Raw genomic sequence first — 23,671 nt, 5'->3', positions numbered from 1 at the left:
GGAAACCAACCTGGCACGGAGTACAGAGCAGCCAGTCACTATTCCGATATGACACCGCTGCCTGGTCATATACTCCGAACGCAATTCGGGGCGTAGCGCAGTCTGGTAGCGCACCTGTATGGGGTGCAGGTGGTCGCAGGTTCAAATCCTGCCGTCCCGACCATATTTAACGATCAAGGGCATGCCTTCGGGTATGCCCTTTTTCGTTTCAGGCGACAGGAATGCCAGGCTCGCCGCGTGCATCCCCCGTCACTGATGCCTCTTTGCGAGCACGAGCCGCATCATACTCAATGCTCGACCTTCAGGGCACTCTCATGCCAGTTGCGCAGGGCCCGGTCAGACATCCACACCATCAGGGCGAATAGCAGGATACCGGTGACGGTAATCAGTATGAGGGCTGCGAACATCCTGGGAATCTGCAGGTTGTACCCAGACTGCAGAATCATATAGGCAAGGCCTGCCTGGGCTCCCCCCGTACCCGCCACGAACTCCGCTACGACGGCGCCAATCAACGCAAGCCCGGAACTGATCCTCAGTCCTCCAAAAAAGTACGGAAGTGCGCTGGGAATGCGCAGTCTCACCAGTTCCTGCCAGCGGCTGGAGCGGTACATGCGGAACATGCTCAGCAGGTTCGGATCGACACTGCGCAGGCCCAGGGTGGTGTTGGAGATGATCGGGAAGATGGCCACGATCACCGCGCAGATGGTGAGCGCCCAGGTTGTGTCGTTGACCCAGATGATGATGAGCGGCGCAATGGCGACCACCGGTGTCACCTGCATCAAAACCGCATAGGGGAACAGGCTGATTTCTATCCACTTGCTCTGTACAAACAGCAGCGAAGCGGCAACGCCGACAATCACGGCGATGGCAAAGGCCAGGAACGTCACCTTCAGGGTCATCAACAGGGCATTGAACAAAGAGGGGAAGTCTGACACCAGAGACTGCCCGATATCGACCGGGCTGGGCACCAGGTATTTCGGTACCTCAAACGCCATCACCGTCAGTTGCCACATCAGCAGAACCAGCACGCCCACGAGCAATGGGGCGCCGACCTGCACAAAGCGCTCGTTTCGTATCAGGGGTGCATTCATGGCTGACTCTCCTCACCCCGGTCCTCGCCCATGGTACTGGCGCGCTCCAGGGCCTGGGAGACCTGGCGACAATAACCCGCAAATTCAGTGGAGACCCGGAAATTCGGGGAGCGCGGATAGGGTTCTTCAATAGCGATATCATCGACAATCCGGCCGGGGCGTGCCGCCATGACGACCACGCGACTGGAGAGGTACACCGCCTCGTAGACACTGTGAGTGACGAATACGATGGTCCAGCCCTTTTCTTTCCAGAGCTTGAGCACGTCGTCATTGAGCTTGTTGCGAGTCATCTCATCAAGCGCCCCGAAGGGCTCGTCCATCAGCAGCAGGTTGGGCTCGGTGACCATGGCTCTGGCGATCGAGGCGCGCATCTGCATACCACCGGACAGCTCCCGCGGAAAACTACGGTCGAAGCCCTTCAGGCCGACCATGCCCAGGGCATCATCGATTTTCTGTTCCACTTCCACCGACTTGCCGGCATGCTCCAGGTCCAGGGGCAGGCGCACATTCTTGCGCACCCGGGCCCAGGGCATCAGGGTGGCGTTCTGGAACACAAAGGCCAGTTTACGGCCCCGGCTGCCCACCACGCTGTAATCCTGTTCCCACCACTTCACGTTGCCGGTGGTGACCTTACCCAGGCCCGCCATGATGCGCAGCAGGGTGCTCTTGCCGCAGCCGGACGGACCCAGCAGGCTCACAAACTCGCCCTGCTTCACCGTCAGGTCGGCGCCTTTCAGGGCAACCGTTCCGTTGCCGTAAATCTTGTCGACACTGCTCACCTGCAGCACCGGGCGTGGTGCGACGGTACCGGGCTCGCTGGTGTCCGGCCCGGTGTCCGGCACCGGGTTCAGGGGCATTACCTTGGTAGCTGTCATAATGGTCTCTCCAGGGCTGGCCAGCATCAGGATGGGTATCGCGGCAATACTCAGGGCAGCACCGGCTCTTCCGGAAGGAATTCCAGGGTGTAGACCCTGCTCAGATCCAGGTCCTCGGAGGCCAGGCCGGCTTCTACCATGAAGTCCCTGATTTTTGCCAGCGCTCCTCGGTCATCACGCCGATCCCCATGGTCCCGGCATCGCCGCCGGTTACCAGTTCATACTCCTTCATCTTCTCGATGCCGTAGGCGATCTGCTCCGGGGTCATCTCCGGGTTCTCTTTCATGATCAGCTCGTTGCCGGGCTCCGGGTTTTCCAGGTAGCTCTTCCAGCCCTCCATGCTGGCCTGGACAAACCGTTTCACCACATCGGGGCGCTCCTCAATCATGTCAGTAGTGGTTTCAATAGTGGTGGCATAAGGCGGGTAGCCATGATCAGACAACAGGAAGACGTTGGGTTCGACACCGCCCTTTCGCATGGCGAAGGGCTCGGAGGACAGGTAACCCTGCTGCACAATGTCCTTGTTGTTGAGGAAAGGCGCCACGCTGAAGGTATAGGCGTGCACCACATCATCCTCGAAGCCGTATTCCGCCTTCAGCCACGGCCAGAAGGTGGAATGGGCGAAGGTAGCGATATAGACGGGCAGGCCCTCTTCCCTGATCTGCTCAATAGACTCCACATGGGGATGAGCAATCAGCGCCTGCGGATCCCCCTGCATGGAGGCCGCCACGGTCATCACAGGGAGTCCTTTTTCAACGGCATTAACGTTGCCAATGGGATAGCCCATCAACAGATCATAGCGACCGGAGACCAGCAACTGGGTGCCGTTGATCTGAGGGCCGCCCATCCTGATTTCCACGTCCAGGCCATAGTCTTCATACAGGCCCGTGGCCAAGGCCTGGTAAAAACCACCATGTTCGGCCTGGGCGTACCAGTTGGTACCGAACACCAGTTTGTCCAGTTCTTCGGCGGATGCCGGAGACAAGCTGAGCAACCCGGCTATCATGATCGAGCCACTAATGACTGCGTGTTTATTCACTGCCATGACATCTCTCCTGTAACTGCAAGCGGCTGCCGCCGCTCTTTAACTGACCAATTGTTCAGGTTTTTAAAAGCAACCGTCATGCCATTCGAAGAAAAACCAATTATTCCTTTAATTTCATGTTTCTAAAGCTTTCGCTGAGGCTCTTGGCGTGCACTACACTGAACCGGTCAGCGCTGGCCTGCACCGGTTTTGCCCAGCGTAGACAGGCACCCGGCGGTGGCGGGACAAAAAAACCGCCCGAAGGCGGCAAAAGGAAGACAACGCTTACATCGGGCACCCCTCAAAGAGGGTTTCCGGATCAGCGCCCCGAACTGGCAGCCAGTTCTACGGACGCAGGTTCTGGCTCGACCCAGCGGGCCAGTCTGGCGACCCGGGCACCCAAAGCCCGGGCAATGGCCAGCTCATTACCGTCCACACCCCGTGTTCCGTCGAAACCGGTGACCGCCGAGGCACCATAAGGCGAGCCACCCTTGGAGGTGTGCACCAGCTCTGGCACGCTGTGGGGCACCCCGGCCAGCACCATGCCGTGCTGCATGAAGGGAAGCAGCAGGGATAACAGTGTCATTTCGTTGCCGGAATGCATGCCCCCGGTGGAGGTAAAGGCGGCCCCCACCTTCCCGATCAGCGCACCTTGCCGCCATAGCGGTGCCACTTCGTCGATAAAGGCGCGCAGGGGCGTACTCATCAGGCCATAGCGGGTTGGCGATCCCCACAGGATGCCATTGGCCCACTCCAGATCAGCTGCGCAAGCCCGTGGCAGGTCCCGGTATTCGGCCTGGGCCGTCATAAAATCCTGTCGCCGGGTATCCACACTGAATTCCGGCTCGACGATCTCCACCCGGCATAGCCGGACCTCGGCACCTTCCGAGCGGGCACCATCGGCAATCGCATTCGCCAGAGCCAGCGTGGTGCCATAACGGGAGTCCACAACGACAGTGACACGACTTGCGTTCATGGCTATGTCCTCACTATCGCTGGTTGCGCCAAAAGGCTTCATGGATTTCCGCCGCCTCATCCTCCAGCACCGGGCCAATGACCTCCACTTCCCGCTGGCCGGAAGCGAATACCTGGCGGCAGGGCAGGTCCAGTGTGGGATTCTCAGGGTGGTTGCCGGTCATCTGTTTCAGGCGGTGTTCACTGACCCCGTATACCAGCCGCCCCAGACCCGCCCAATAGGCGGCTCCGGCACACATGCAGCAGGGCTCTGCCGACACATACATTGTGAACTTCGCCATCTCATGGGGGCGCCAGGCCTGACTGGCCCGGGTCATCAGCACCCGCTCGGCATGGCCGGTCATATCCTGGTGCGGCAGGTAGGCATTCACCTGGGACATCAGCTCTTCGCCCTGCTCGTCCACCAGAACGGCGGCAAACGGGTGGATGCCCTGGGCTGCAGCGCTATTGGCCAGGTCGAGGGTCTTACGGATAAACCTCAGATCATTGTCCGTCGGTTGCTCTGTCAGCGCCAAAGGGAAACTCCTCATGGTCAATGGCCGCTCTTGCGAGGCAGGCTCCAGGGAAAGAACCACTGCTGTATCCACTGCACGGACTTGAACAGCAACAGGCTCACGACGGCCAGGAAGAACAGACCGGCAAAGGCCTGGGGTATCCGGAAGAAAGACGTGGAAAACTGGATGAAATAGCCCAACCCTTCCTCGGCCGCGACGAACTCGGCGACCACGGCACCAATGATCGCCAGGGTGATGGCGACCCGCAGGCCGCTGAAGATATGAGGGATGGCGTAGGGAATGCGGATCTGCCAGGTTTCCCGGCGCAACGGTGCGTCCAGTGAGCGGCTCAGTTCAACCAACTCCCCGGGCGTCTCATTAATACCGGTGGCGGTCGACACGACCAGCGGAAAGAACGTCAGCAGGCAGGTGATCAACACCCGCGAGGGGTCGTCCGAGCCCATCAGCACGATAATCAGTGGTGCAACGGCCACCACCGGCGTGGACTGTATGACCACCAGCAACGGATAGAGCGTGCGGGTCAGCAGTTCCGAACGCATCATGGCAATGGCGATCGGTATCGCCACCAGTATGGACACTGCAAAACCCATCAGCGCTACCCGCAGCGTCGCCCACAGGTGGGTCAGCCAGCGGCTAAACTCCACATTGAAAAACGCCTCCACGATGGCGATTGGTGCCGGCAGCACGTATTCAGGCAGCGAGAACACCTGACACACCAGCTCCCAGAGCAGAATCAGCGCCAGGAAAAACAGCCAGGGAGCCGCCGCCAGCAGCGCGCGGCTGGTCCTGCCTTCAGGCAGCTTCAGGCTCATAGATATGCTTCCTCAGACGCTCGGTGAGTTGTCCGAACCGCGGCTCGGAAATGGTATGGGTGGTGCGTGGTCGTGGCAGGTCCACATCCAGCACATCCAGCACAGTGCCGGGGCGCTTGCTCATCACCAGCACCCGATCCGCCAGCAGCACTGCCTCGGCGATGGAGTGGGTGATAAACAGCACGGTCTTGGGGTTCTCCTCCCAGATCTTCAGGAGGTCAAAGCCAATCTGCTCCCGGGTCATGGCGTCCAGCGCCGAAAACGGTTCGTCCATGAGCAGGATGTCCGGGTTCAGCAACAGTGCCCGGACGATGCCCACACGCTGCTGCATGCCACCGGACAGCTCATCCGGCATCTTGTCGGCAAAACTCTCCAGGCCCGCCATGGCCAACAGTTCGTCGGCTCGCTTCTCATCCGCGCGACTGTAGCGACCATATTTGTGCCTGAGCGGAAACAGTACGTTCTTGCGTACCGACAGCCATGGCAGCAGGGTCGGTTTCTGGAACACGATACCGACGTCGTCGCGGGGGCCATCGACCTGCTTGCCGAACACCGAGACCTCACCGTCCGTGGGTGTCAGCAGTCCCGCGATCATCCGCAGCAGGGTGGATTTCCCGCAGCCGGACGGCCCCACCACCGCCACGAATTCGTGACGGCGGATGTCCAGGTCGATACCCGTGACCGCTGACGGAATCGCGGGATTCGGGTCATAGCGGTGACCGACCCCGGCCAGCGTTACAAACGAACGGTTGGTGGCGGGCGTAGTCATGCTTACAGGGCCTCAAGCAGGGTCCGGTCGATGACCAATTCCGGGTCGAGGGCATCCTTCTCAAGCTTTTCCGCCTGGCTGACCCAGTCCCAGGTCAGGGCCACACGCTCTTCGGTGAGGGCTCCCAGGCCGTCCCGTTCGCTGACGTCGTTCATGACCAGTTCCATGGTGTCCCCAATCTGGGCCGTGGCTACATCCACGTCCACTTCCGGCACCATGCTGTTGAGGGCTTCCGCGGCCTGGCGGGGATTGTCGCCGGTAAATTTCAGCGACTTGTCGAAAGCCCGCATAAAGCGCTTGGCCACGTCCGGACGCTCGCTGAGGAATCGTTCACTGGCCACCACCGAGGAGGAATACAGCTCCAGACCGGCGTCGGACCAGGGCAGCACTACCAGTTCGTTGCCGGTGGCTTCGGCCTGATCGGCAAACAGGGCAATGTTGGTGACCCAGGCGATGATGGCGTCTGTGCCACCGTTCATCAGCATCGGTCCGAGCGCCCCGGGATCAGCCTTGGTCAGGCTGACCGCGTCTTCCGCCATGCCATTCTCCTTCAGTACCAGCGGCAGGAACGCGTTGGATGAGGTGAACGGCGAGGTAGCCACCTTCTTGCCATCCATATCGGTCATCTCGGTGATGCCGTTTTTCTCCAGGGTGAAGAAGGCGTGGGGCGCCTGGTTGAAGATGCTGTAGACCGCCCTGACCGGCAGGCTGTCATCCTGGGCCTTGGCCGCCATCAGCGCGCCAATATCGGCGCTGCCGATATCGGCCTGGCCGGTGGCAATCTTGGTGATGGCATCGGTGGAACCGCGACCACTGGCGATGCTGACGTCCAGACCCTCTTCTTCAAAGAAGCCTTCCTGGACACCCACGTACACCGGGGATTTATCGCCACCGGGCAGCCAGTCCAGCTGGTAGGTGACCTTATCGGCGGCGAGCACCGACTGGCTGATCAGCCCGCCGGCCAGTAAGGCCACGAGCAGGAATGAACGTGTAAGACCCTTGTGCATATGCTTTCCCCTTGATGGTTTATCGCCTGCCTACTTTATTGAACATTCGGTCAGGTTTTATCAGGACAAAGCAAATGGCAGGCCAACTCCAAGCTGTCCGCTGCATATTTCCCGCCAGCGTCGCCTGGCCCCCTGAAAAGAGACCCCCTTCGGCCCGTTTATTTGCCTTTCACCCCCGGATCATCGCTGCGCGCTGAGACTTGAACACTCACCAAAGACCTCTGATCAAGGGGGTCATACGCTCAAAACCAGTGCATAAAAACACGACACGCCCTCCCATGAGGCAATCGCCAGGCGGGCACCCTGCCCCGGCTCACGTCCGGGACAACGGGTTCCGGGGAGATGGTCGTTCCATGAGTTTCCGGCATCTCTGGCACGCTTTATGAATTACTGACCATCTGGACAATATTGAATCTACTCCTGGGAAAAAGATGATGCACTCCACCTCCCTGACGGGCGCCCCACTGCCCGTTATCGACCTGTCACTACTTAACGGAGCCGATGAACAACGCCTGGCGCTCGCTCACCTGCTGGACCATGCCTGCCTGCAAACCGGCTTTTTCTACGTCAGCAACCATGGCATTGCCGGAGAACTGATCGACCGGGTATTCCGGGACGCCAGAGCCCTGTTCGCCTTGCCAGAAAACCAGAAGGTGGCCCTCCACAAGGGGCGGTCCCGGGCAAACCGGGGGTACGAACCCCTGAAAGGCCAGACCCTGGAGCCGGGAAGCCCGCCGGACCTGAAGGAAGGCTTCTACATCGGGGAGGAACTCGATGAATCAGACCCACGGGTGAAGGCTGGCCGGTTCAATCAGGGGGCCAACCAGTGGCCGCAGTCCCCGCCTGCATTCCGGGACACCATGACGGAATACTTTCACGCCATGAATGCCCTGAGTGCCCAAATCATGGAGGCACTGGCGATGGCCCTGGGGTTGTCGCCCGATTTCTTCGAGGACTTCTGCCGCGCTCCGCTGTCGACACTGCGATTACTCCACTACCCCCCGCAACCACCCAGTCCGCAACCCGGGGAGAAAGGCTGTGGCGCGCATACGGATTTTGGCGGCGTGACCATCCTGCTACTGGACGACAACCCCGGCCTTCAGGTCTGGGACGCCCGGAATAACCGCTGGATCGATGCCGACCCCATTCCCGGCACCTTTGTGGTGAACCTGGGAGACATGATTGCCCGTTGGACCAATGACCGCTATCGCTCCACCCTGCACCGGGTAATCAATACCTCAGGTGCAGAGCGCTATTCGGTACCCTTTTTCTACAGTGGTAACCCGGACCACGAGGTGTCCTGCCTCCCTGCATGCCTCGCGGAGGGCGACCAGCCCCACTACCCGCCCACCACCGTGGAAGCCCATTTGATGGAGATGTACCGGAGGACCTATGCCTGACTCACCGGTGACCGCATTACTGATCCATGGTGCCTGGGCCGGCGGCTGGGTGTGGGACGCCGTTACCCCTTGCCTGGAAGGACGCGGATTCACCGTGCTCGCACCTGACCTGCCCGGTTGCGGCGAGCGTCTGGGTAACCCGGCAGAGGCGTCCCTGGACCAGTGCGTAGAAAACCTGAAACGCGTCCTGGAAAAGGTTGGCGGGCCGCTGCTGCTGGTTGGCCATTCAGGCGGCGGCGCGGTGGTCACGCAACTAGCCGAAGCGATCAATGATCGGGTTGTTGGCGTGGCTTACCTCGCGGGAATGATGCTGCCCACAAAGACCGGCTTTGGTGAGTTGGTTGCCACAATGCTGGCCGACCACCCGGAAGCCTCCGGCATCGGTCCGTTCCTGCAGTGGGACGCTGACGGACGAGTCTCCCGGGTACCCGACATGGCCATTCGCGACATCTTCCTGCAGGACGTCAGTAAGACAGTGGCGGAGCAGGCCATTCCCCGCTTCGGCCCTCAGGCTGAGGGCAGCCGGGCCCTCGTACCTCAATGGACGCCGGAGCGGTTCGGTAAGTTGCCGCGTCTCTACATTGAGGCGCTCCGGGACCGCTCGGTGGTGTTACCGGTACAACGTCGCATGCAGGCGTTGGTGCCCGGAGCCCAGGTGGTATCCCTGGATACCGGCCATGTACCTCAGGTCGCCGCGCCGCAAGCGACAGCTGATGCCCTAGCCGGGTTTGTTGCAGGAATCGTCGGTCCGCCCTGACACGGACGAAAAAGGGCAGCAGAGACCCCCCTCGTCGGGTGCTTTCTGATGCTCAGTCCGCGTAAACCACTTCCACGAAGCTCAGGTTAAAGGCCTTTTCCCAGCCCAGGTCCTCCGGCAGGGTGTCCGCTGCGACCATGTCCTCGAACAAGGTCTGCCAGCGTTCACGGGTAGGGACAGGGTAATCCCGGCGGCCAGTGTCTTCAGTGTTTTCATGGTGACATCCTCACTCAGGATCAAGCCTTAAGGGCCATAGGTGTTAGTGAGCTGTTCGTGGAGGTGCTGCCCGGCGGTGATCGGGCCATAGATAGGCGGGTTGTCCTCCGTCGCACAGGTGTCGATACAGGTGATCACCGCATCCTTGTTGGGATGGCAGAAGAACGCGATGGAATAGCGGTCGCGATGGCGATGCTCCGGCGCCACATTCACCCGGTGGGGCGTGGAACAAAACACATGGTTGGTCCAACGGTGCATAAGGTCACCGGTATTTACCACCACGGTGCCTGGTATCGGGGTAGCCCGGATCCAATCGCCGGCACGGGTGCGCACCTCAAGACCACCCACATCGTCCTGAAACAACAGGGTAATGCTGCCGTAATCGGTATGGGCACCAGCACGGCTTTCACCGTCGTGGGGCTCGAAGCCTTCCGGCAGTGGCGGATAATGGAGCAACCGCAGGGTGTGATGGTGCAGGTTATGGGCGTCCACAAAGAAGTCCGCAGGCTGCCCCAGGGCAAGGGCGAATGCCTGCAACACCCGGTCCGCTGTATGAATGCACTCGTCCAGGAACCGGGTCATGGTCTCCTCGAACTGCGGATGCCCTTTTGGCCAGAGGTTCTTGTGGGCATCCGGGTCTGGTTGTTCCGGTGCCAGGTTAAAGGCCTCCTTGAGGTCCCCAGGTCGTGAAGGATCGAGTCGCTCCCGCTTGATACCCACGTAACCACGGTTGCTTTCGGCGCTCTGCCAGGCGACCCGGTTTTTCTCGTCCGTTGGCAGGTCGAAGAAGGCCTTCGACGCAGCAAAGGTTTCGGCCAACTGCTCTGCCGGCATTCCGCAATTCTCCAGGTAGAAGAACCCCCATTCCCGGCTGGCCTGCCGCATCTGTTCGGCAACCGTCCGCTGTGCTGTCGTATCCCCCTCCAGGAAAGGCCCGAAATCAATCACGGGTATTCCCCCGACCTTGTCCGCCATACTGCCTCCGCTTGCTTATCCGAATTTGTTAGGCAATTGGTCAGATTATTTGCAACGGGCATGCCATCTCGAGAAAGGCACAGATACGGCCTTTTAAAGGGACTGAACAACTATTACCTGCTTCAAACAGGTGCGGAATGTCACTTTTATGACCGTAAAGTCAGGCTTTTACTTGGCGTATTAAGGCACCACTCTTGCATACAGAAAACGCTCCAGACTCTTGTAACGGGAACATTCCAGCCATGACGCAAACGCTGCTACTGAAGAACGCCAGGGTCATCGCTACCATGGACGATGATCAGCGCGAGATTACCAACGGCTACATACTCATAAGGGCCAACCGCATTGACTCTGTAGGCCCCATGGCCGAATGCCCGGAAGGCGCGGACCGCACCATCGATCTGAACGCTCATGTGGTCATACCTGGCCTGATTAACACTCACCACCATATGTTCCAGTCCCTGACCCGGGCGTTGCCCGCCGCCCAGAACGGTGAGCTTTTTGACTGGCTCAGTGCACTGTTTCCGGTATGGCGCAATATCAACCCGGAGATGCAGCGGGCGGCCAGCCGGACCGCCATGGCGGAGCTGATGCTGTCCGGCTGTACCACGGCAGCCGACCATGCCTACTTGCACGTAAATGGCATCACCCTGGATGACAGTGTTCAGGCGGCCACCGAAATGGGCATGCGCTTCCACGGCGCCCGGGGCGCCATGAGCCTGGGCCAAAGCCGGGGCGGCCTGCCCCCGGATGCCCTTGTGGAAGCTGACGAAGACGCCATTCTCAAAGACATGCAGCGGGTGGTGGAAACTCACCACGACCATAGCGCTGACGCCATGGTGCGGGTGGCGCTGGCGCCCTGCTCTCCGTTTACCGTAACCACCGACCTGATGCGCGAGGCGGCGACCATGGCACGCTCCCTTAAGGTAGGCCTGCATACCCACACCGCCGAGAACTGGAAAGACGTGGCCTTCAGCCAGGAACGCTACGGCATGACACCGACAGAATTCACCGAGCACGTAGGCTGGGTGGGTGAAGACGTATGGCACGCCCATTGTGTACACCTGGATGAGCCCGGTATTGCCCTGTTTGCCCGCACCGGCACCGGCGTCGCCCACTGCCCCTGCTCAAACATGCGTCTGGCCTCCGGAATCGCGCCGGTACGCAGGATGCTCAATGCCGGGGTCAAGGTAGGCTTGGGCGTGGACGGCAGCGCCTCCAACGATAGTGGCAACCTGCTGGACGAGGCCCGCCTGGCCATGCTGTCGGCAAGGGTGCGTGAGCAGAATCCCGGTGATATGACCGCCCGGGAAGCCCTGCGTCTGGCTACCAGGGGCGGCGCGGAAGTGTTGGGCCGGGGCGGTGCCCTGGGGCGCATCCAGCCCGGCTATTGCGCCGATATCGTTGCCTTCCGCACCGATGACATCGCCATGGCCGGGGGCCAGGGCGACCCTCTGGCCTCACTGGTGTTCTGCACCCCGCCCCGGGTGAACTGGAGCATCATTAACGGCCGCGTGGTCATTGAGGAAGGCGAACTGCTCACCCGGTCACTGCCCCATATCATCGAGGAGCAGAACCGGATGGCGAGTGAGCTGACCCGATAAATCAACAGGATGTTGTTGCACGTACCCCAAAAAAGATGGTTCGTCCTCAAACCATCGAGGTTCGGGTATGGGAAAGTTGTCGGCAGGCTTCGTGCAGGGCCAGGCCCTGCTGCTGGGCCTCTGCGATAACAAGTTGCTGGGGAACGGTCGTCGCATAGCCATTGTCGATCAGTCGCCGGCCGTCCACCCATACGACCGCAACATTGGCACTGGTAGCGGCAAACACCAGATTCCACAGCAGGTTGCCGCCGTGTTCATTGACACTCACCGGCGTCAGGTTGGCCTTCGCCAGGTCCAGCAACAGCAGGTCTGCCTTCTTGCCCACCTCCAGGGAACCGATTTCGTGGTCCAGCCCCAGGGCTTTCGCGCCGTTGATGGTGGCCATACGCAGGATCTGGTCGGCGGGCAATGCGGTAGCATCCAACCGGGTCGCCTTCTGGATCAGGGAGGCGAATTTCATTTCTTCAAACAGGGTAAGGCTGTTATTACAGACCGGGCCGTCGGTGCCCAGCCCCACGGTGACCCCGGCGGCAAGCATTTCCGGCACCGGCGCCACACCACTGGCCAGCTTGGCGTTGCTGACCGGGCAATGGGCAATGCTGGTACCTGTGTCCGCCACCCTGGCGATTTCGTCGCTGTTCAGCCAGACACAGTGGGCCAGCAGCGTCCGTTCCCCGAGAATGCCGTAATGGTCCAGCATGGCCAGCGACCTTCGTCCCAGCTCGGCAGTAACCGCCCACTCTTCTTCCTTCTGTTCACTGCAGTGAGTATGGATGCCCACACCATATTCCCGGCTCAGGGCCGCAGCTTCGCGGTAGGCGTCTTCCGTGCAGTAGAACAGGTGCTCCAGCCCCAACCAGACCCGTATCCGGCCACTCCGGGTTTCATGATGGGAGCGAATCAGCCGGCGGTTTTCCTCCCGGGTAGAGAAGAAGTCCTTACCGGGACGGTCCGCCACATAGGGGGCAAGCTGTACCCTAAGACCAAGCTCGCCAGCGGCATCAGCGCAGCGGTCCATATAGCGGAACATGTCCATCACGCAGGTGGTACCGGATTGCAGTGCTTCCAGGTAGCAGAGCCGGGCCGAATGGTAAGCGAACTCTTCCGTCATCGCCCGGTGTTCCAGCTGGTACCAGGGCAGCCACTCCATCAACGGCATGTTCTCGGTAACACCCCGCATCAGGCTGGAGTGGGAGTGACAGTCGATCAGCCCCGGCAACAGTGCACACCCCTTCCCGTCAATCACCTCACAATCACCCGGAACGGTGATTTCCCGGCTATCCCCCACCCTGACGATCGTGCCGTCCTCTACGACCAGGGTGCCGTCGGGAATAACCCGGTTGGGTGGGTCAACCGTGAAAATCGCGGCATTACAAATCGCAAAACTGGACATACAGACTCCCGGCATATCCTGACTGAATGATCAGGTTTAATGCGATTTACATGCCACAGACGGCCTGTCTATCTCATACCGCAGGAGCAACAGGCGATTGGATCTTCAAATACCAACGATGTGCACTGAAGGACGGCAACCACCCGTCCACTGCCCCACAAGGATGCACAGCTGGCTGCCGCGAAAGAAGCGTCTGCGCTGGCATTGGCCGTATACAGGCGCCGAACCGCCTTTGGCACATATTCTGCTTTTCCTGACTCAGGGAATTTCCGGGCTGAGAGAACCTCCTGGATCAGACTCCTGAGTCAAGATGACATTCCTCTGTCATAACGCTGCGGTGGCGTACGGTTCTCGTGAAATACCGGAGGAATGCTATGCCTTCCGATCAAGATCCGATTCTTGTATTGAAGGGGGGGCGCGTCATCGACCCCGCCAACGGGCTCGACGAGGTTGCCGATGTGGTCACCTGTGGAGCGTCCATCCTTGAGGTAGGTCCTGACGCAGGCGCCCTCTACCCCAATGCCCGGGTCAAGAACGTCGCGGGCAAGCTGGTCACGCCCGGCCTGATCGACATCCACACCCACTGCTTCACCGGTTTGGGGGATTTCTGCCTGCCCACGGACCTGATGGGCGTGGATTCCGGCGTTCCCATCATTGTGGACGCCGGCACGACCAGCACGACCATCTTTGGGCTCGCCCGCAAAGGCATCATTGATCACCCCGATACCAGGACCAAGATCTTCGCCCTGATGGATCCGTCGCAGATCTACCTGGCCAACAAGACCTTTATCTGTCACTACCTGCGCATCGCCGATGACGAACGTAACATTGACATTGAGGCGGCAAAGGAAGTGGTGGATGCTAACCGGGATGTCATCGTCGGCTTCAAGGTGAGGCCCACCATTACCGACGACCCGGACCGATCACCGTTCCTGGAGGCCGCCCATCAGATCGCCCCGGACCTGCCGATCATGATTCACCTGGGCTCCTTCCCTCATACGCCGGTGCTCGAGACCGAAAAACTGCTCTACCAGCTGCGCAAGGGTGACATTATCACCCATGCCTGCCGGGGCGGGGGTGGTCAGCTTGATGCGTTTGGCGAACCCACCCGGGCCTTTACAGATGCCTATAACCGAGGGGTGCTGATGGACATCGGCCACTCAGCCGGTGATTTTCACTTCCGCACTGCCCGGCGCCTTATTGAGCGGGGTTACATGCCCAATACTATCTCCACCGATCTCAACGTATTCAACGTGGATGGGCCGGTGTATTCATTATCCACAACCATGTCCAAGCTCTGGGCGCTGGATGTACCCCTGCACCAGGTCATTGCCATGAACACGATCAATGCAGCAAAGGCCATCAACCGCGAAGATCAGTACGGAACCCTCACACCGGGCCGGGCTGCTGAAGTCAGTGTGCTGGATATTGAAGAACAACCCTGCGTTCTCTCCGACGGCCATGAGCAAATCACTGCACACCGGCGTTTGCGTGCCGTTGGCTGCCTGCGCAACGGGCAGTGGTATGACGCGGTACATGACCAGAAGTCTGTCCAGGCCGATATAAGGGAGGCGGTATGAGTATCGCAGCAGCAGAACAACGGTCAGCGGAGGATCCAAAGGCGTTCTACCAGGACCTGGTCAAAACCCTCGAAAAACGTCGTGATGTGCTCTCTGAGGCTGAGCAGAGTTTTGGTGGCTACCAGCCCCTGGAGCGTGCAGAACTGGTCGAATGGCTGAAGTTCCAGTGCTGGTACGAGCAGGAAGCGGCCGGGTTTATCGGCTCGTGGCTGCGGGACACGCCGGAATCCGAAGTCTTCGTCGGACTCTGCCGGCAAGTGGCCGATGAAGGCAAGCATTACCAGCTGATCCTGTCCCACCTGAAATCCCTGGGTACCAGCATGGAGGGCTGGACACCGGAACCGGAATGGGTCGAATGGGTCAGCGAGTTCTATGCCGCCGGAGACGACACCCTGGAACGGGTCGCGGCCCATAATATCACCGGTGAACTGGGCGCCATGAACGCCTTTGACGGCCTGCTGCCCCGGGTGCCTGAAAAGACCCGGGCCATGCTGGAAAAGATCATTCCAGACGAGAAATTCCATGTGTCGCTGGGGCGGATGGCGGTGCATCGTTACGCCACCACGACTGACCGGCAGGCACGTGTGAGGGACCGGGTGATGAAGGCGTTTGAGCTGGAACAGAAGGGCCGCCTGGCCTTTGATCGCCGGCTCCAGCAGGTGCGGGCCTCAGCTGCCGCCAACGACACCGGCCCGGCGACAGGAGCCGGAGAGAACTCGGTTAAATCCCTCCAGTGGGTCTGCCAGGTCTGTGGCTGGATCTACGATGAGACCGTAGGTGACCCGGACTCCGGTATCGAACCAGGCACACCGTTCGAGGACATCCCGGATGACTGGATGTGCCCGGAGTGCCTGGTCACCAAGGACGACTTTGTACTGCTGTCGGTGTAAGCCAGACTAGCTGTGGGGGGCTGTAACGCCCTCCGCAGCTCTCTTTCTCCTCTACCGTCCTTCACACCGGTGAAGACTCTCCCTGCGCCTGGGTAGCCAGCCAGTGATCACGACGCGCGAGCAACCGCACGGCTGCTGCATTTGCGGCATTGATGAACGCTGGCAGGTCGCCACTGAGCAACACCTGGTTCTCCGCCACAACCCGCCCTGCCACCATGGTCATCGCTACATCACCACCCAGGGTGGAATGCACCAGGTTGTAATGCAGATTCTGCAGCGGTCCGGAAGTCATGAACGGAGTCATCCTCGGCGTGTCCGCCTTCACAGCGATGATATCCGCCTGTTTGCCCGGCTCCAGGGAACCGATCTGATGATCCATACCCAGAGCCCTGGCACCTTCGATGGTCGCCGCTCGCAGCACGTCCCAGGACCGCCAGGCCGATGCGTCCATGTTGCGCAACTTGGCCAGCAGCGAGGCAAACTTCATTTCCTCGAACATATCGAGGTTGTTGTTCTCCTTCTCACCGTCTGTACCGATACCCACGGCAATTCCGGCTCGTATCATTGCCTCGACCGGTGCCGAGCCACTGGCCAGCTTCATGTTGCTGCAGGGGTTGTGGGCCACGCCCACGTTGTAGTCCGCCAACGTGCGAATCTCATCATCGTCGAGCCACACACAGTGCGCCAGCAACACCCGTTCCGGCGACAGCAGGCCCAGCTTTTCCAGGGCACGCACCGGTCTCAGGCCGTAGAGGCGCTGTGTTTCCGGAATCTCGACCTGGCTCTCGTTGGAGTGGGTGTGCAGCCCGGTCTGGAAGTAATTGCTGAGCTCCACCGCTCGGCGACAGGCCGCCGGGGTCGCATAAGACTGGTGCTCAAGCCCGACCCAGACCTGCACCCGGCCACCGGCGCCGCCGTGCCACTGCTCCAGCAGGCGGGCGTTGTCATCCAGCGTGTCGAAATAGTCATGGCCCTCAGCCTCGCCCACATAGGGCACCATGACCACCCGGTTGCCCAGTTGTTCGGCGGCCCTGGCGGAACCTTCCATGTAACGCCACATATCTACCGAGGTGGTGGTTCCCGCCAGAAGACTCTCCGCATAGCACAACCAGGAGGCCGTCTCCGCCTCATCCGGCCTCAGTACCCGGTGCATGGGGTCAATGTATTTCTGCAGCCACTCCCACACCGGCAGCTCTTCCGCTGTGCCCCGCAACAGGCCGGAATGGCTGTGGGTATTGACCAGGCCCGGCATCAGTACCGACCGACCATAATCCCTTCGCTCCGCATCCCGCGCCTGTTGCGCCAACTGTGAGAGGGGGCCCACCGCCTCAATGGTGTCACCACGGATCAGCACCGCGCCGTCGGTGATTACCGGATTGCCGGCGGTCATGGGCAGCACGGCGTCAGCACTCAGCAGGGTCCGGCGATCGCCGGCCGGTGTTGCGGTCATTCTGGTTCTCCTGATATGAGATTCCTGTTGCCAGCCCCATCGGCGGTATTCCGCGAGGAGACCGGGTTCAAATGGTTGTCCAGGACCCGCTTCAGGCCCCCGTAACCAGTACAACGGCAGAGGTTGCCGGCAACCGCCTCCGCCAGATCCACCCGGGTCCCATTGCGTCGCTCCCGCAAGCCGGATACCAGGGACAGGGCAACGCCCGGGGTGCAGTAACCACACTGCAGCGCACTTTCTTCGGCCAGCACCTGGCGCACCTTCAGGAAGTCCGGGTCGCCGCCCAGCCCTTCCACGGTTTCTACCCGCCGGCCCGGCAATTGCCAGGCCATAATCAGGCAAGCCGGCATGGCTTGCCCGTCTATCAGCACATTACAGGCACCGCAGCGACCGACCCGACAGCCGGCACGCACGGAGGTGATTGCACCGGCTTCCCTCAGCAGATCCAGTAGCGATGTCATTGCCGGCACCGAACAGGTGGCTGTTCGTCCATTCAGGTCAAATGTGACCGGATTAGAAGCAATATTCAGATCATTCACGCCAGGTTCTCCTGCCTGTGGATACCCTTCAGCAGAACCCCGGGGTCAACCGGGAGCTTATGGACGCGGACACCGGTAGCAGCTTCGATAGCCGAGGTGATTGCCGGCGCGACTGCCTCGATACCCAGTTCGCCAACGCCCCTCACCGGGAAAGGATCGTTCCCGGGGGTATCATCCAGCACATCGACCCGTTGCGCAGGGGCATCCTGAAAGGTAGGAATCAGGTACTGATCCAGGTTGTTCCGCTGCATCCGGGCTTCGTGCATTGGCATGTCCTCGGTGAGCGTCATGCCCAGCCCCATGACCGCAGCCCCTTCGATCTGACCGAGATAGCCGGGCGGATAGATCACGCGACCGGCGGCGGTGATGTGGTGAAGGTCCGTGACCCGTACCCGGCCAGTCAGTCGGTCGACGGCCACCCTGGCCACGGTGGCGATCTGCAATTGGAGGTAACGGCCGACCGGCTTTTCCTGTCCGGGAGCCACCGGGAAGTCCTGGGCGGCGTCCGCCACCAGTTCCTCCAGTCGCCCGTTCTCTGCCAGTTCGCGATAGCTGAGCACTCGTTGCCCCAGGTGGAAGATCCCGCCGGGACCATGGGCAAGGTGGTCCAGGCTGTATCCGGTCAGCACTGCAGCCTGCTGCCGCACCGCAGCCTTCCATAAGGGCAGCATCCGGCGGAGCACACCATGAACCAGTACCGAACTGCGGGAAGCACTCGTCGGGCCCGAATCCGGTCCCCGGGAATGGCCCAGCACCACGTCAATCTCGCCACAGCCACACCCCAGCCCCTTGCTGACTGCCCGGGTGATGGCCTCGCCAACGTTCTGGCCATAATCAGCGAACCCGAATTCCACCCGGATTCGCCCTCCAGGGGTCAAGGCAATGCGTCCGCCACCACTGTCTGGCAAGCCATCACCAAGGCCGTTGCCCTGGGCGCCGAGAGCCATGCCGGTGCCGGTCAGCCAGCGACCCGAGGTTTCTTTCTGCAAGGTCCAGAGCGGGGACTGCTGCGCTTGTCGCAGCAGGTCGACCGGAGCCACCGTCCAGCGCACAGGCTGGTGGCGGCTGCCGGGCTCATCGACGGTACGCAGGTTGATGCGACGCAGCTCCCGGGGGCACCGACCAAGTGCCCGGGCCAGGGCGTCGAGCTGGGATTCGATGGCGAAGGTGGCCTGGTTGCCTCCAAATCCCCGGAAGGCGCCGCTTACGCCATTATTGGTGTAGACCAGCCGGCCCGACACGGAGTAGGCATGGATTCGATACAGTGGGGCCGTGGCGTGGTCCAGGTAGTTTTCCAGTACCGCCGGGCCCAGGCTGGCATAGGCGCCGGTGTCCAGCACCGCGTCCACCTTGTGTGCCAGCAACCGGCCGTTGGCATCGCAACCGGTCTTCATCTTCGCGACCACCGGGTGGCGTTTCATACCCGCCCGACAGGACTCAAAACGGCCAAGCTGAATCATCACCGGGCGGCCGGCTTTGAGGGCCAGTATGCCCGCCGCCGGCTGAATGGTGAGTTCGTCCTTGCCACCAAAGGCACCACCGGTGGCCATGGCTTCAACCGTCACCCGGGATGGCGCAAGGTCAAGGATGTCCGCCAGCTGCCCCACATCACGGTGTCCGGACTGACAGCCCACTCGGAAGACGATACCGCCGGTGCCATCAGGAATCGCCACGCCGCCCTCCGTTTCCATAAAGGCATGCATCTGCCGGGGCGTGCGGTACTCCTGCTCAATAACTACGTGGCAGGCGGCAAAGGCTTTGTCCACATCACCACAATCGAAGCGTTCCTGTGCCAGCAGGTTGCTGCTCTCATGGAGGGGTGGCTGCTGCTCCGCCGTCATCGCGTCCGACACCAGCGGCAAGGGTTCGTATTCCACCTCGATGGCAGCGAGCGCTGCCTGTGCCTGGGCCCGGGTATCCGCCGCCACGGCGGCGATGGCATCACCCTCATACCGTACGCGGTCGACACAGAAAACGGGCTGATCCCGCACCACAATGCCAAACCGGTTAACACCGGGCACATCATCAGCGGTCACCACCGCGTGAACTCCGGGCATGCGCCTGGCACGGGTAGTGTCCACTCGCAGCAGGCGGGCATGGGCGTGCTCACTTCGCAGGATCGCACCCTGCAACAGACCCGGAATATCCAGAAGATCCGTGGGATAGGCCAGCCGCCCCTCTATGCGGCGATAAAGCTCCGTGGTCAGGCTTCCACTGTCGTCAGAACCGGCATCAAGGGTGACCACACTCGCCCGGAATTCAGTCGTCATGGCCCACCTCCGCCAACAGGTAATCCACCATCCGTTGAATGGCCAGGCGCAGTGTCGGATCCTGCCAGCCACAGGATTCCAGCTCGGAAGCCAGTAACCGGGCCCTGTCCACGTCGGACCGGGAATGGCCATCGTTTAACGCCGCCTCGGTGATGGGCAACCGTCGCGGCCCGCCTTCACCGCACACCGCCAGGCGCAGGCGATCGCCACCATGGACGCAGGCAACCGTCGCCCGGGTCGGACTGAAGCGTTCCCGATGACCCAGTTTGTCAACGGCGATACGCCACAGCCGGCTATCGGGTAACGTAATCGACTGAATCAGATCAACACCCTGACTGGCGATGTACCCTGCGGCCAGACTCTTACTCTCCGGGCCATCACAACCAACCAGGTCCAGGCGGGCATCCAGGGAAAGGAACAACGCCGACAGATCGCCACCGGCACACAGGTTTCCGGCCACCGTTCCCAGACGACGTACGCCCGGCCCCGCCACCAGCTTCAGCAATTCTGGCAGGGCCGGCAGGTAGTCATGGATCAGCGGGTGCCGGCTCAGCTCATCCAGAGTCGTCAGCGCGCCGATGACAAGCCCTCGCTCCGCACGCTCAATACCCCGGAAACCCGGCCACCGGGGGTCAAGCGCCACCAGGCAGCGCGGCCAGCACTGGTCCCGCTCCCAGACAGGCTGCAGCCAGCTGGCCCCGGCAATGTAGGTGCCACCCCACCGCCGGGCCATGGTGACGGCCTCGCGGGCGGAGCCCGGGCGCAGAACCCGGACCTCACCCCGTGCATTGACCTCAGATTGCATGGTGACGGTCAGTGCGCTTTGACACCGGATACATCCGGATAACGTGCCATGATGTCCTGGATCGCCCCGGTACCGACGAACTCGGTGGTGTAACCCTGTCCGGGATCCACGGAGCCTTCGATCAACTCCAGGCCAACCAGTTGCTTGTGGATCTCCTGCCACCGCTCATCGGTCATGATGCCAATGCCATCGGTGAGTGCATCACCGGACAGCAGAATGCCGCGCTCGTCCATTTCCCGCAGGGAGTGGGCCAACTGGGCCGGCCCCTGGTTCTCATTGAGCTGGTGAATGTACTCGTTGGTGGCTTTCGGATCCTGCAGGTACTGGTACCAGCCCTCGATGGTCGCTTCGACAAACTTGCGGGCTACCTCCGGACGTTCCTCCAGGGTCTGGCGTGTCGTCACGATCATCGTGGAGTAGGACTTCCAGCCATGGTCCGACAACAGAAAGACGTTGGGATCAATGCCCGCGTCCTTCACCACAAAGGTCTCGGAGGTGACATAGGCCTGCTGGATCACGTCAGGATCGGCGATAAACGGCCCCATCTGGAAGGTGTAGGGCCGCACCTGGTCATCCGAGTAGCCGTACTTCTGTTTCAGCCATGGCCAGAAGGACTGGTGGGCATCCTGGGACAACAGTATCGGCTTGCCCTTCAGATCGTCCAGGCTGTCATGACCGACGCCGGGATGGGTCATAATAATCTGCGGGTCCTTCTGGTAGAACGCGGCCAGCGCCACCAGCGGGAGGCCCTCTTCCAGGGCGGTCAGGATCTGGCCACTGGAATGGAGCATCACGAAATCGGCACGCCCGCCCAGCAGCAGCTGGATGTTATTCACCTGCGGACCACCCGGCTCCATGTCCACGTCCAGGCCGTAATCCTCATAGGTGCCCTGGGAGACGGCGTGGTACCAGCCGCCATGTTCTGCCTGCGGGAACCAGTTGGTACGGAAGGTTACCTTCTCAAGGTCCGCCGACCAGGCTGGCGCCGATGACAGTGTCAAACCTGCCGCCAGGACCAGACCCGCTATCCAGCCCGGCCGACTACCGCGGGCTACATCTGAAGCTGTCTTGCTAGTCATACACTCTCTCCTTGCACACAGTCACAAGGGCTAACCGGCCGTTTGGCAGGTGCCCACTTTTGAGTTCCCTGTTTTTGTTGTTGGAGGGAGGCTATAGGGCATTGGCAGAAATCAGGACGTTGGCAGTATCGGGCGCACCGGTATCGTCAACAGGGTTTCATCACAATTGTCACCCTGCCCCTGGCGGTCCACCACCAGGTAGTCCGAGTCAGGGAACAGGGGCAGCAAGGGCGCGTGCCAGGTACCGGCCCGGTAGTTCAGGCCCTGGCTACCACGGACGAGGAATACGCGAATGGCGGATTCATCAAAATCGCCAGGGGGCGCCACCACCGCCAGGAAGGGTTGGTTGTTGATGGGCACGAACGCCTGGCTACCCAGTGGGTGGCGCTCCATCAGGGTGATTTGCAGGGGCTCGAGGGGTTGGCCCCGGAAGATGGACAAAATGGCCCGGCAATCATCACCCAGGAGTTCCACGCCGGCCAGGGCGTGGAACCGTTCAGTGCGGCCCTGGTTTATGGGGAATGCATCAGCGCCCCGGGTATCAATGACCTCACCAAAGCGAGTGAAAGCTTCCCGCGTCAGGGGTTCGGCGATGATTTCCCGGGGTGTGCTCATGACACGGGCTTCCCGAACAGGCGCACCCGGCTGACGCCACCGTCCGGAATCATGTTGAACCGGATATGGGTGATCGGCCCCAGGTCATTCAGCTCGCTGAATTCATGGATGCTGTCAGCAGTCAGCGGCTGCGCGTCCAGCAGGGTGTGCCAGAACATGCTTTGGGTAATCAGGGAGCGGCCGATACCCTCGTTTGATCCGACACAAGCTGCCTGGATCGAGCAGGCCGCCGGAAAGTTGCCCTTGAAGTGGGCGGTATCCACCTCGATGCGCTCGGCAATGCCCTTGTGGCCGAGGGCCAGGATGCACCAGTCATTGCCGGGTTCCCGGCGCCGGCGGGTTTCCCAGCCGTCGCCCATGTTGATCCCCCGGCCCGGGCGCAGCAGCTTGCGGGGCTCGCCGTAGTGGGCGTCGCTCCAGGCCTGGTCCACCTGGTCGGCGCCATATTCCAGGGCCAGCAGGTTCAGGGACTGACCTGCTGCCAGGGTCGACCAGTCGCAGAACGGCTTGCCGTACACTCGCAGCCTGGCCAGGCCGCCATCCGGAAAGATCTGCACCCGCACATGGGTAAAGGGCTGCTCGCAGTCTATGGCGCAGAAGCGATGCTCATTGCCCTTGAGCTCGGTGGCCGGCACCAGGGGCTGCCAGTCACCGTGTTCGTCCGGCTCGCCACCGGGACTGAAACAGGCTTCCAGGGAAGCCGCCGGAGGAAAGTTCCCTGTAAAGAAGCTGGTGTCAAAATCCACCCCCATCAGCACGCCGGGCATGGCCAGGCGCACGATGCACCAGTCATGTCCGGTGGTTCGGCGGCGGCGGGTTTCCCATCCGTCCATCCACTTGCCATGCTCGTCGTAGCGGTCCGGGTAGAATACCGGTTGCTCCGGGTTGAGCATGCGCTCCCGGGAAGCGAAGAATTCATCCGTCACCCGGATCACTTCCGCGCCCAGGCTGCCATCCGTCAGGTTCAGGCCCTGGCGGGTAAAATCAGGCCCCTCGACGAGGGGGGCCACAACGGCATTGGTCATTGATG

Annotated in this window: 22 protein-coding genes and 1 tRNA gene; 6 read left to right on the top strand and 17 right to left on the bottom strand. The window is 61.2% G+C overall.

Annotated features, from left to right (window positions below; all coding sequences use genetic code 11):
• The first annotated feature begins 86 nt into the window (after positions 1–86).
• A tRNA-Pro gene (locus LJ360_RS07885) sits at positions 87–163 on the top strand.
• A gap of 124 nt (positions 164–287) precedes the next feature.
• Here LJ360_RS07885 and LJ360_RS07880 read toward each other — a convergent pair.
• The 8 genes from LJ360_RS07880 to LJ360_RS07845 all read right to left on the bottom strand — a co-directional run bounded on the left by LJ360_RS07880 (position 288) and on the right by LJ360_RS07845 (position 7,068).
• Positions 288–1,091: an ABC transporter permease gene (locus tag LJ360_RS07880; protein ID WP_264995761.1), complete on the bottom strand. Its 804-nt coding sequence runs from the start codon at positions 1,089–1,091 to the stop codon at positions 288–290.
• Positions 1,088–1,966: an ABC transporter ATP-binding protein gene (locus LJ360_RS07875; RefSeq protein WP_264995760.1), complete on the bottom strand. Its 879-nt coding sequence runs from the start codon at positions 1,964–1,966 to the stop codon at positions 1,088–1,090. Before LJ360_RS07875 ends, LJ360_RS07880 begins: the two co-directional genes overlap by 4 nt.
• A 133-nt stretch (positions 1,967–2,099) precedes the next feature.
• Positions 2,100–3,011 (bottom strand): ABC transporter substrate-binding protein, encoded by a 912-nt coding sequence (locus LJ360_RS07870; RefSeq protein WP_264995759.1) that lies wholly within the window; start codon positions 3,009–3,011, stop codon positions 2,100–2,102.
• Positions 3,012–3,309: 298 nt separating this feature from the next.
• Complete coding sequence (wrbA, locus tag LJ360_RS07865; RefSeq protein ID WP_091849593.1) at positions 3,310–3,966, bottom strand: NAD(P)H:quinone oxidoreductase; 657 nt, start codon at positions 3,964–3,966, stop codon at positions 3,310–3,312.
• Positions 3,967–3,979: 13 nt separating this feature from the next.
• Positions 3,980–4,495 carry a nucleoside deaminase gene (locus tag LJ360_RS07860; protein ID WP_091849591.1) on the bottom strand — a complete coding sequence of 172 codons (516 nt, stop codon included), beginning with the start codon at positions 4,493–4,495 and terminating at the stop codon, positions 3,980–3,982.
• A 2-nt stretch (positions 4,496–4,497) separates the two neighbouring features.
• Entirely contained in the window at positions 4,498–5,292 is a 795-nt protein-coding gene (locus tag LJ360_RS07855) for an ABC transporter permease (RefSeq protein WP_091849589.1), read from the bottom strand.
• Positions 5,273–6,061, bottom strand: coding sequence for an ABC transporter ATP-binding protein (locus LJ360_RS07850; protein WP_091849587.1), 789 nt, complete (start codon positions 6,059–6,061; stop codon positions 5,273–5,275). Before LJ360_RS07850 ends, LJ360_RS07855 begins: the two co-directional genes overlap by 20 nt.
• 2 nt (positions 6,062–6,063) lie before the next feature.
• Entirely contained in the window at positions 6,064–7,068 is a 1,005-nt protein-coding gene (locus tag LJ360_RS07845) for an ABC transporter substrate-binding protein (protein WP_091849585.1), read from the bottom strand.
• A 431-nt stretch (positions 7,069–7,499) separates the two neighbouring features.
• Between LJ360_RS07845 and LJ360_RS07840 the strand changes: the two genes are divergently transcribed.
• On the top strand, positions 7,500–8,468 hold the full coding sequence (locus LJ360_RS07840) for an isopenicillin N synthase family dioxygenase (RefSeq protein ID WP_245742503.1): 969 nt from the start codon (positions 7,500–7,502) through the stop codon (positions 8,466–8,468).
• Positions 8,461–9,225, top strand: a complete 765-nt coding sequence (locus tag LJ360_RS07835) for an alpha/beta fold hydrolase (RefSeq protein WP_091849583.1) — start codon at positions 8,461–8,463, stop codon at positions 9,223–9,225. The genes LJ360_RS07840 and LJ360_RS07835 overlap by 8 nt, the downstream gene beginning before the upstream one ends.
• A gap of 243 nt (positions 9,226–9,468) precedes the next feature.
• Here LJ360_RS07835 and LJ360_RS07830 read toward each other — a convergent pair whose 3' ends face one another.
• Entirely contained in the window at positions 9,469–10,416 is a 948-nt protein-coding gene (locus LJ360_RS07830) for an isopenicillin N synthase family dioxygenase (RefSeq protein WP_091849581.1), read from the bottom strand.
• Positions 10,417–10,658: 242 nt separating this feature from the next.
• On the opposite strand from LJ360_RS07830, the gene LJ360_RS07825 reads away from it, so the two are divergent.
• Positions 10,659–12,020: an 8-oxoguanine deaminase gene (locus LJ360_RS07825; protein ID WP_091849579.1), complete on the top strand. Its 1,362-nt coding sequence runs from the start codon at positions 10,659–10,661 to the stop codon at positions 12,018–12,020.
• Between the two features lie 46 nt (positions 12,021–12,066).
• Here the strand turns inward: LJ360_RS07825 and LJ360_RS07820 are convergent, their stop codons facing one another.
• Entirely contained in the window at positions 12,067–13,413 is a 1,347-nt protein-coding gene (locus tag LJ360_RS07820; RefSeq protein WP_264995758.1) for an amidohydrolase, read from the bottom strand.
• Between the two features lie 374 nt (positions 13,414–13,787).
• Between LJ360_RS07820 and LJ360_RS07815 the strand changes: the two genes are divergently transcribed.
• Together LJ360_RS07815 and LJ360_RS20010 are read left to right on the top strand one after the other, a co-directional pair.
• Positions 13,788–14,993, top strand: a complete 1,206-nt coding sequence (locus LJ360_RS07815; RefSeq protein WP_091849575.1) for an amidohydrolase family protein — start codon at positions 13,788–13,790, stop codon at positions 14,991–14,993.
• Positions 14,990–15,883 (top strand): rubredoxin, encoded by an 894-nt coding sequence (locus LJ360_RS20010; RefSeq protein WP_413774403.1) that lies wholly within the window; start codon positions 14,990–14,992, stop codon positions 15,881–15,883. The genes LJ360_RS07815 and LJ360_RS20010 overlap by 4 nt, the downstream gene beginning before the upstream one ends.
• Positions 15,884–15,944: 61 nt before the next feature.
• Here LJ360_RS20010 and LJ360_RS07805 read toward each other — a convergent pair whose 3' ends face one another.
• The 7 genes from LJ360_RS07805 to alc all read right to left on the bottom strand — a co-directional run bounded on the left by LJ360_RS07805 (position 15,945) and on the right by alc (position 23,666).
• Positions 15,945–17,333 (bottom strand): amidohydrolase family protein, encoded by a 1,389-nt coding sequence (locus LJ360_RS07805; RefSeq protein WP_091849573.1) that lies wholly within the window; start codon positions 17,331–17,333, stop codon positions 15,945–15,947.
• Positions 17,330–17,872 carry a (2Fe-2S)-binding protein gene (locus tag LJ360_RS07800; RefSeq protein WP_218144782.1) on the bottom strand — a complete coding sequence of 181 codons (543 nt, stop codon included), beginning with the start codon at positions 17,870–17,872 and terminating at the stop codon, positions 17,330–17,332. Before LJ360_RS07800 ends, LJ360_RS07805 begins: the two co-directional genes overlap by 4 nt.
• Positions 17,869–20,142 (bottom strand): xanthine dehydrogenase family protein molybdopterin-binding subunit, encoded by a 2,274-nt coding sequence (locus LJ360_RS07795; protein ID WP_177186012.1) that lies wholly within the window; start codon positions 20,140–20,142, stop codon positions 17,869–17,871. The genes LJ360_RS07800 and LJ360_RS07795 overlap by 4 nt, the downstream gene beginning before the upstream one ends.
• A complete protein-coding gene (locus tag LJ360_RS07790) occupies positions 20,132–20,947 on the bottom strand; it encodes an FAD binding domain-containing protein (protein WP_091849569.1) in 816 nt (271 codons plus the stop codon). Before LJ360_RS07790 ends, LJ360_RS07795 begins: the two co-directional genes overlap by 11 nt.
• A gap of 8 nt (positions 20,948–20,955) precedes the next feature.
• Positions 20,956–22,026 carry an ABC transporter substrate-binding protein gene (locus LJ360_RS07785; RefSeq protein WP_091849566.1) on the bottom strand — a complete coding sequence of 357 codons (1,071 nt, stop codon included), beginning with the start codon at positions 22,024–22,026 and terminating at the stop codon, positions 20,956–20,958.
• 111 nt (positions 22,027–22,137) lie between these two features.
• Positions 22,138–22,641: an ureidoglycolate lyase gene (locus LJ360_RS07780; protein WP_091849564.1), complete on the bottom strand. Its 504-nt coding sequence runs from the start codon at positions 22,639–22,641 to the stop codon at positions 22,138–22,140.
• Positions 22,638–23,666, bottom strand: a complete 1,029-nt coding sequence (gene alc / locus LJ360_RS07775) for an allantoicase (RefSeq protein ID WP_091849562.1) — start codon at positions 23,664–23,666, stop codon at positions 22,638–22,640. Before alc ends, LJ360_RS07780 begins: the two co-directional genes overlap by 4 nt.
• Between the last annotated feature and the right edge of the window lie 5 nt (positions 23,667–23,671).

The organism is Marinobacter sp. AN1 (assembly GCF_026013985.1).
GTDB classification, from domain to species: Bacteria; Pseudomonadota; Gammaproteobacteria; order Pseudomonadales; family Oleiphilaceae; genus Marinobacter; species Marinobacter segnicrescens.
The sequence above is the reverse complement of the archived record's forward strand: the minus strand, read 5'-3'. Positions and strand labels throughout refer to the sequence as shown.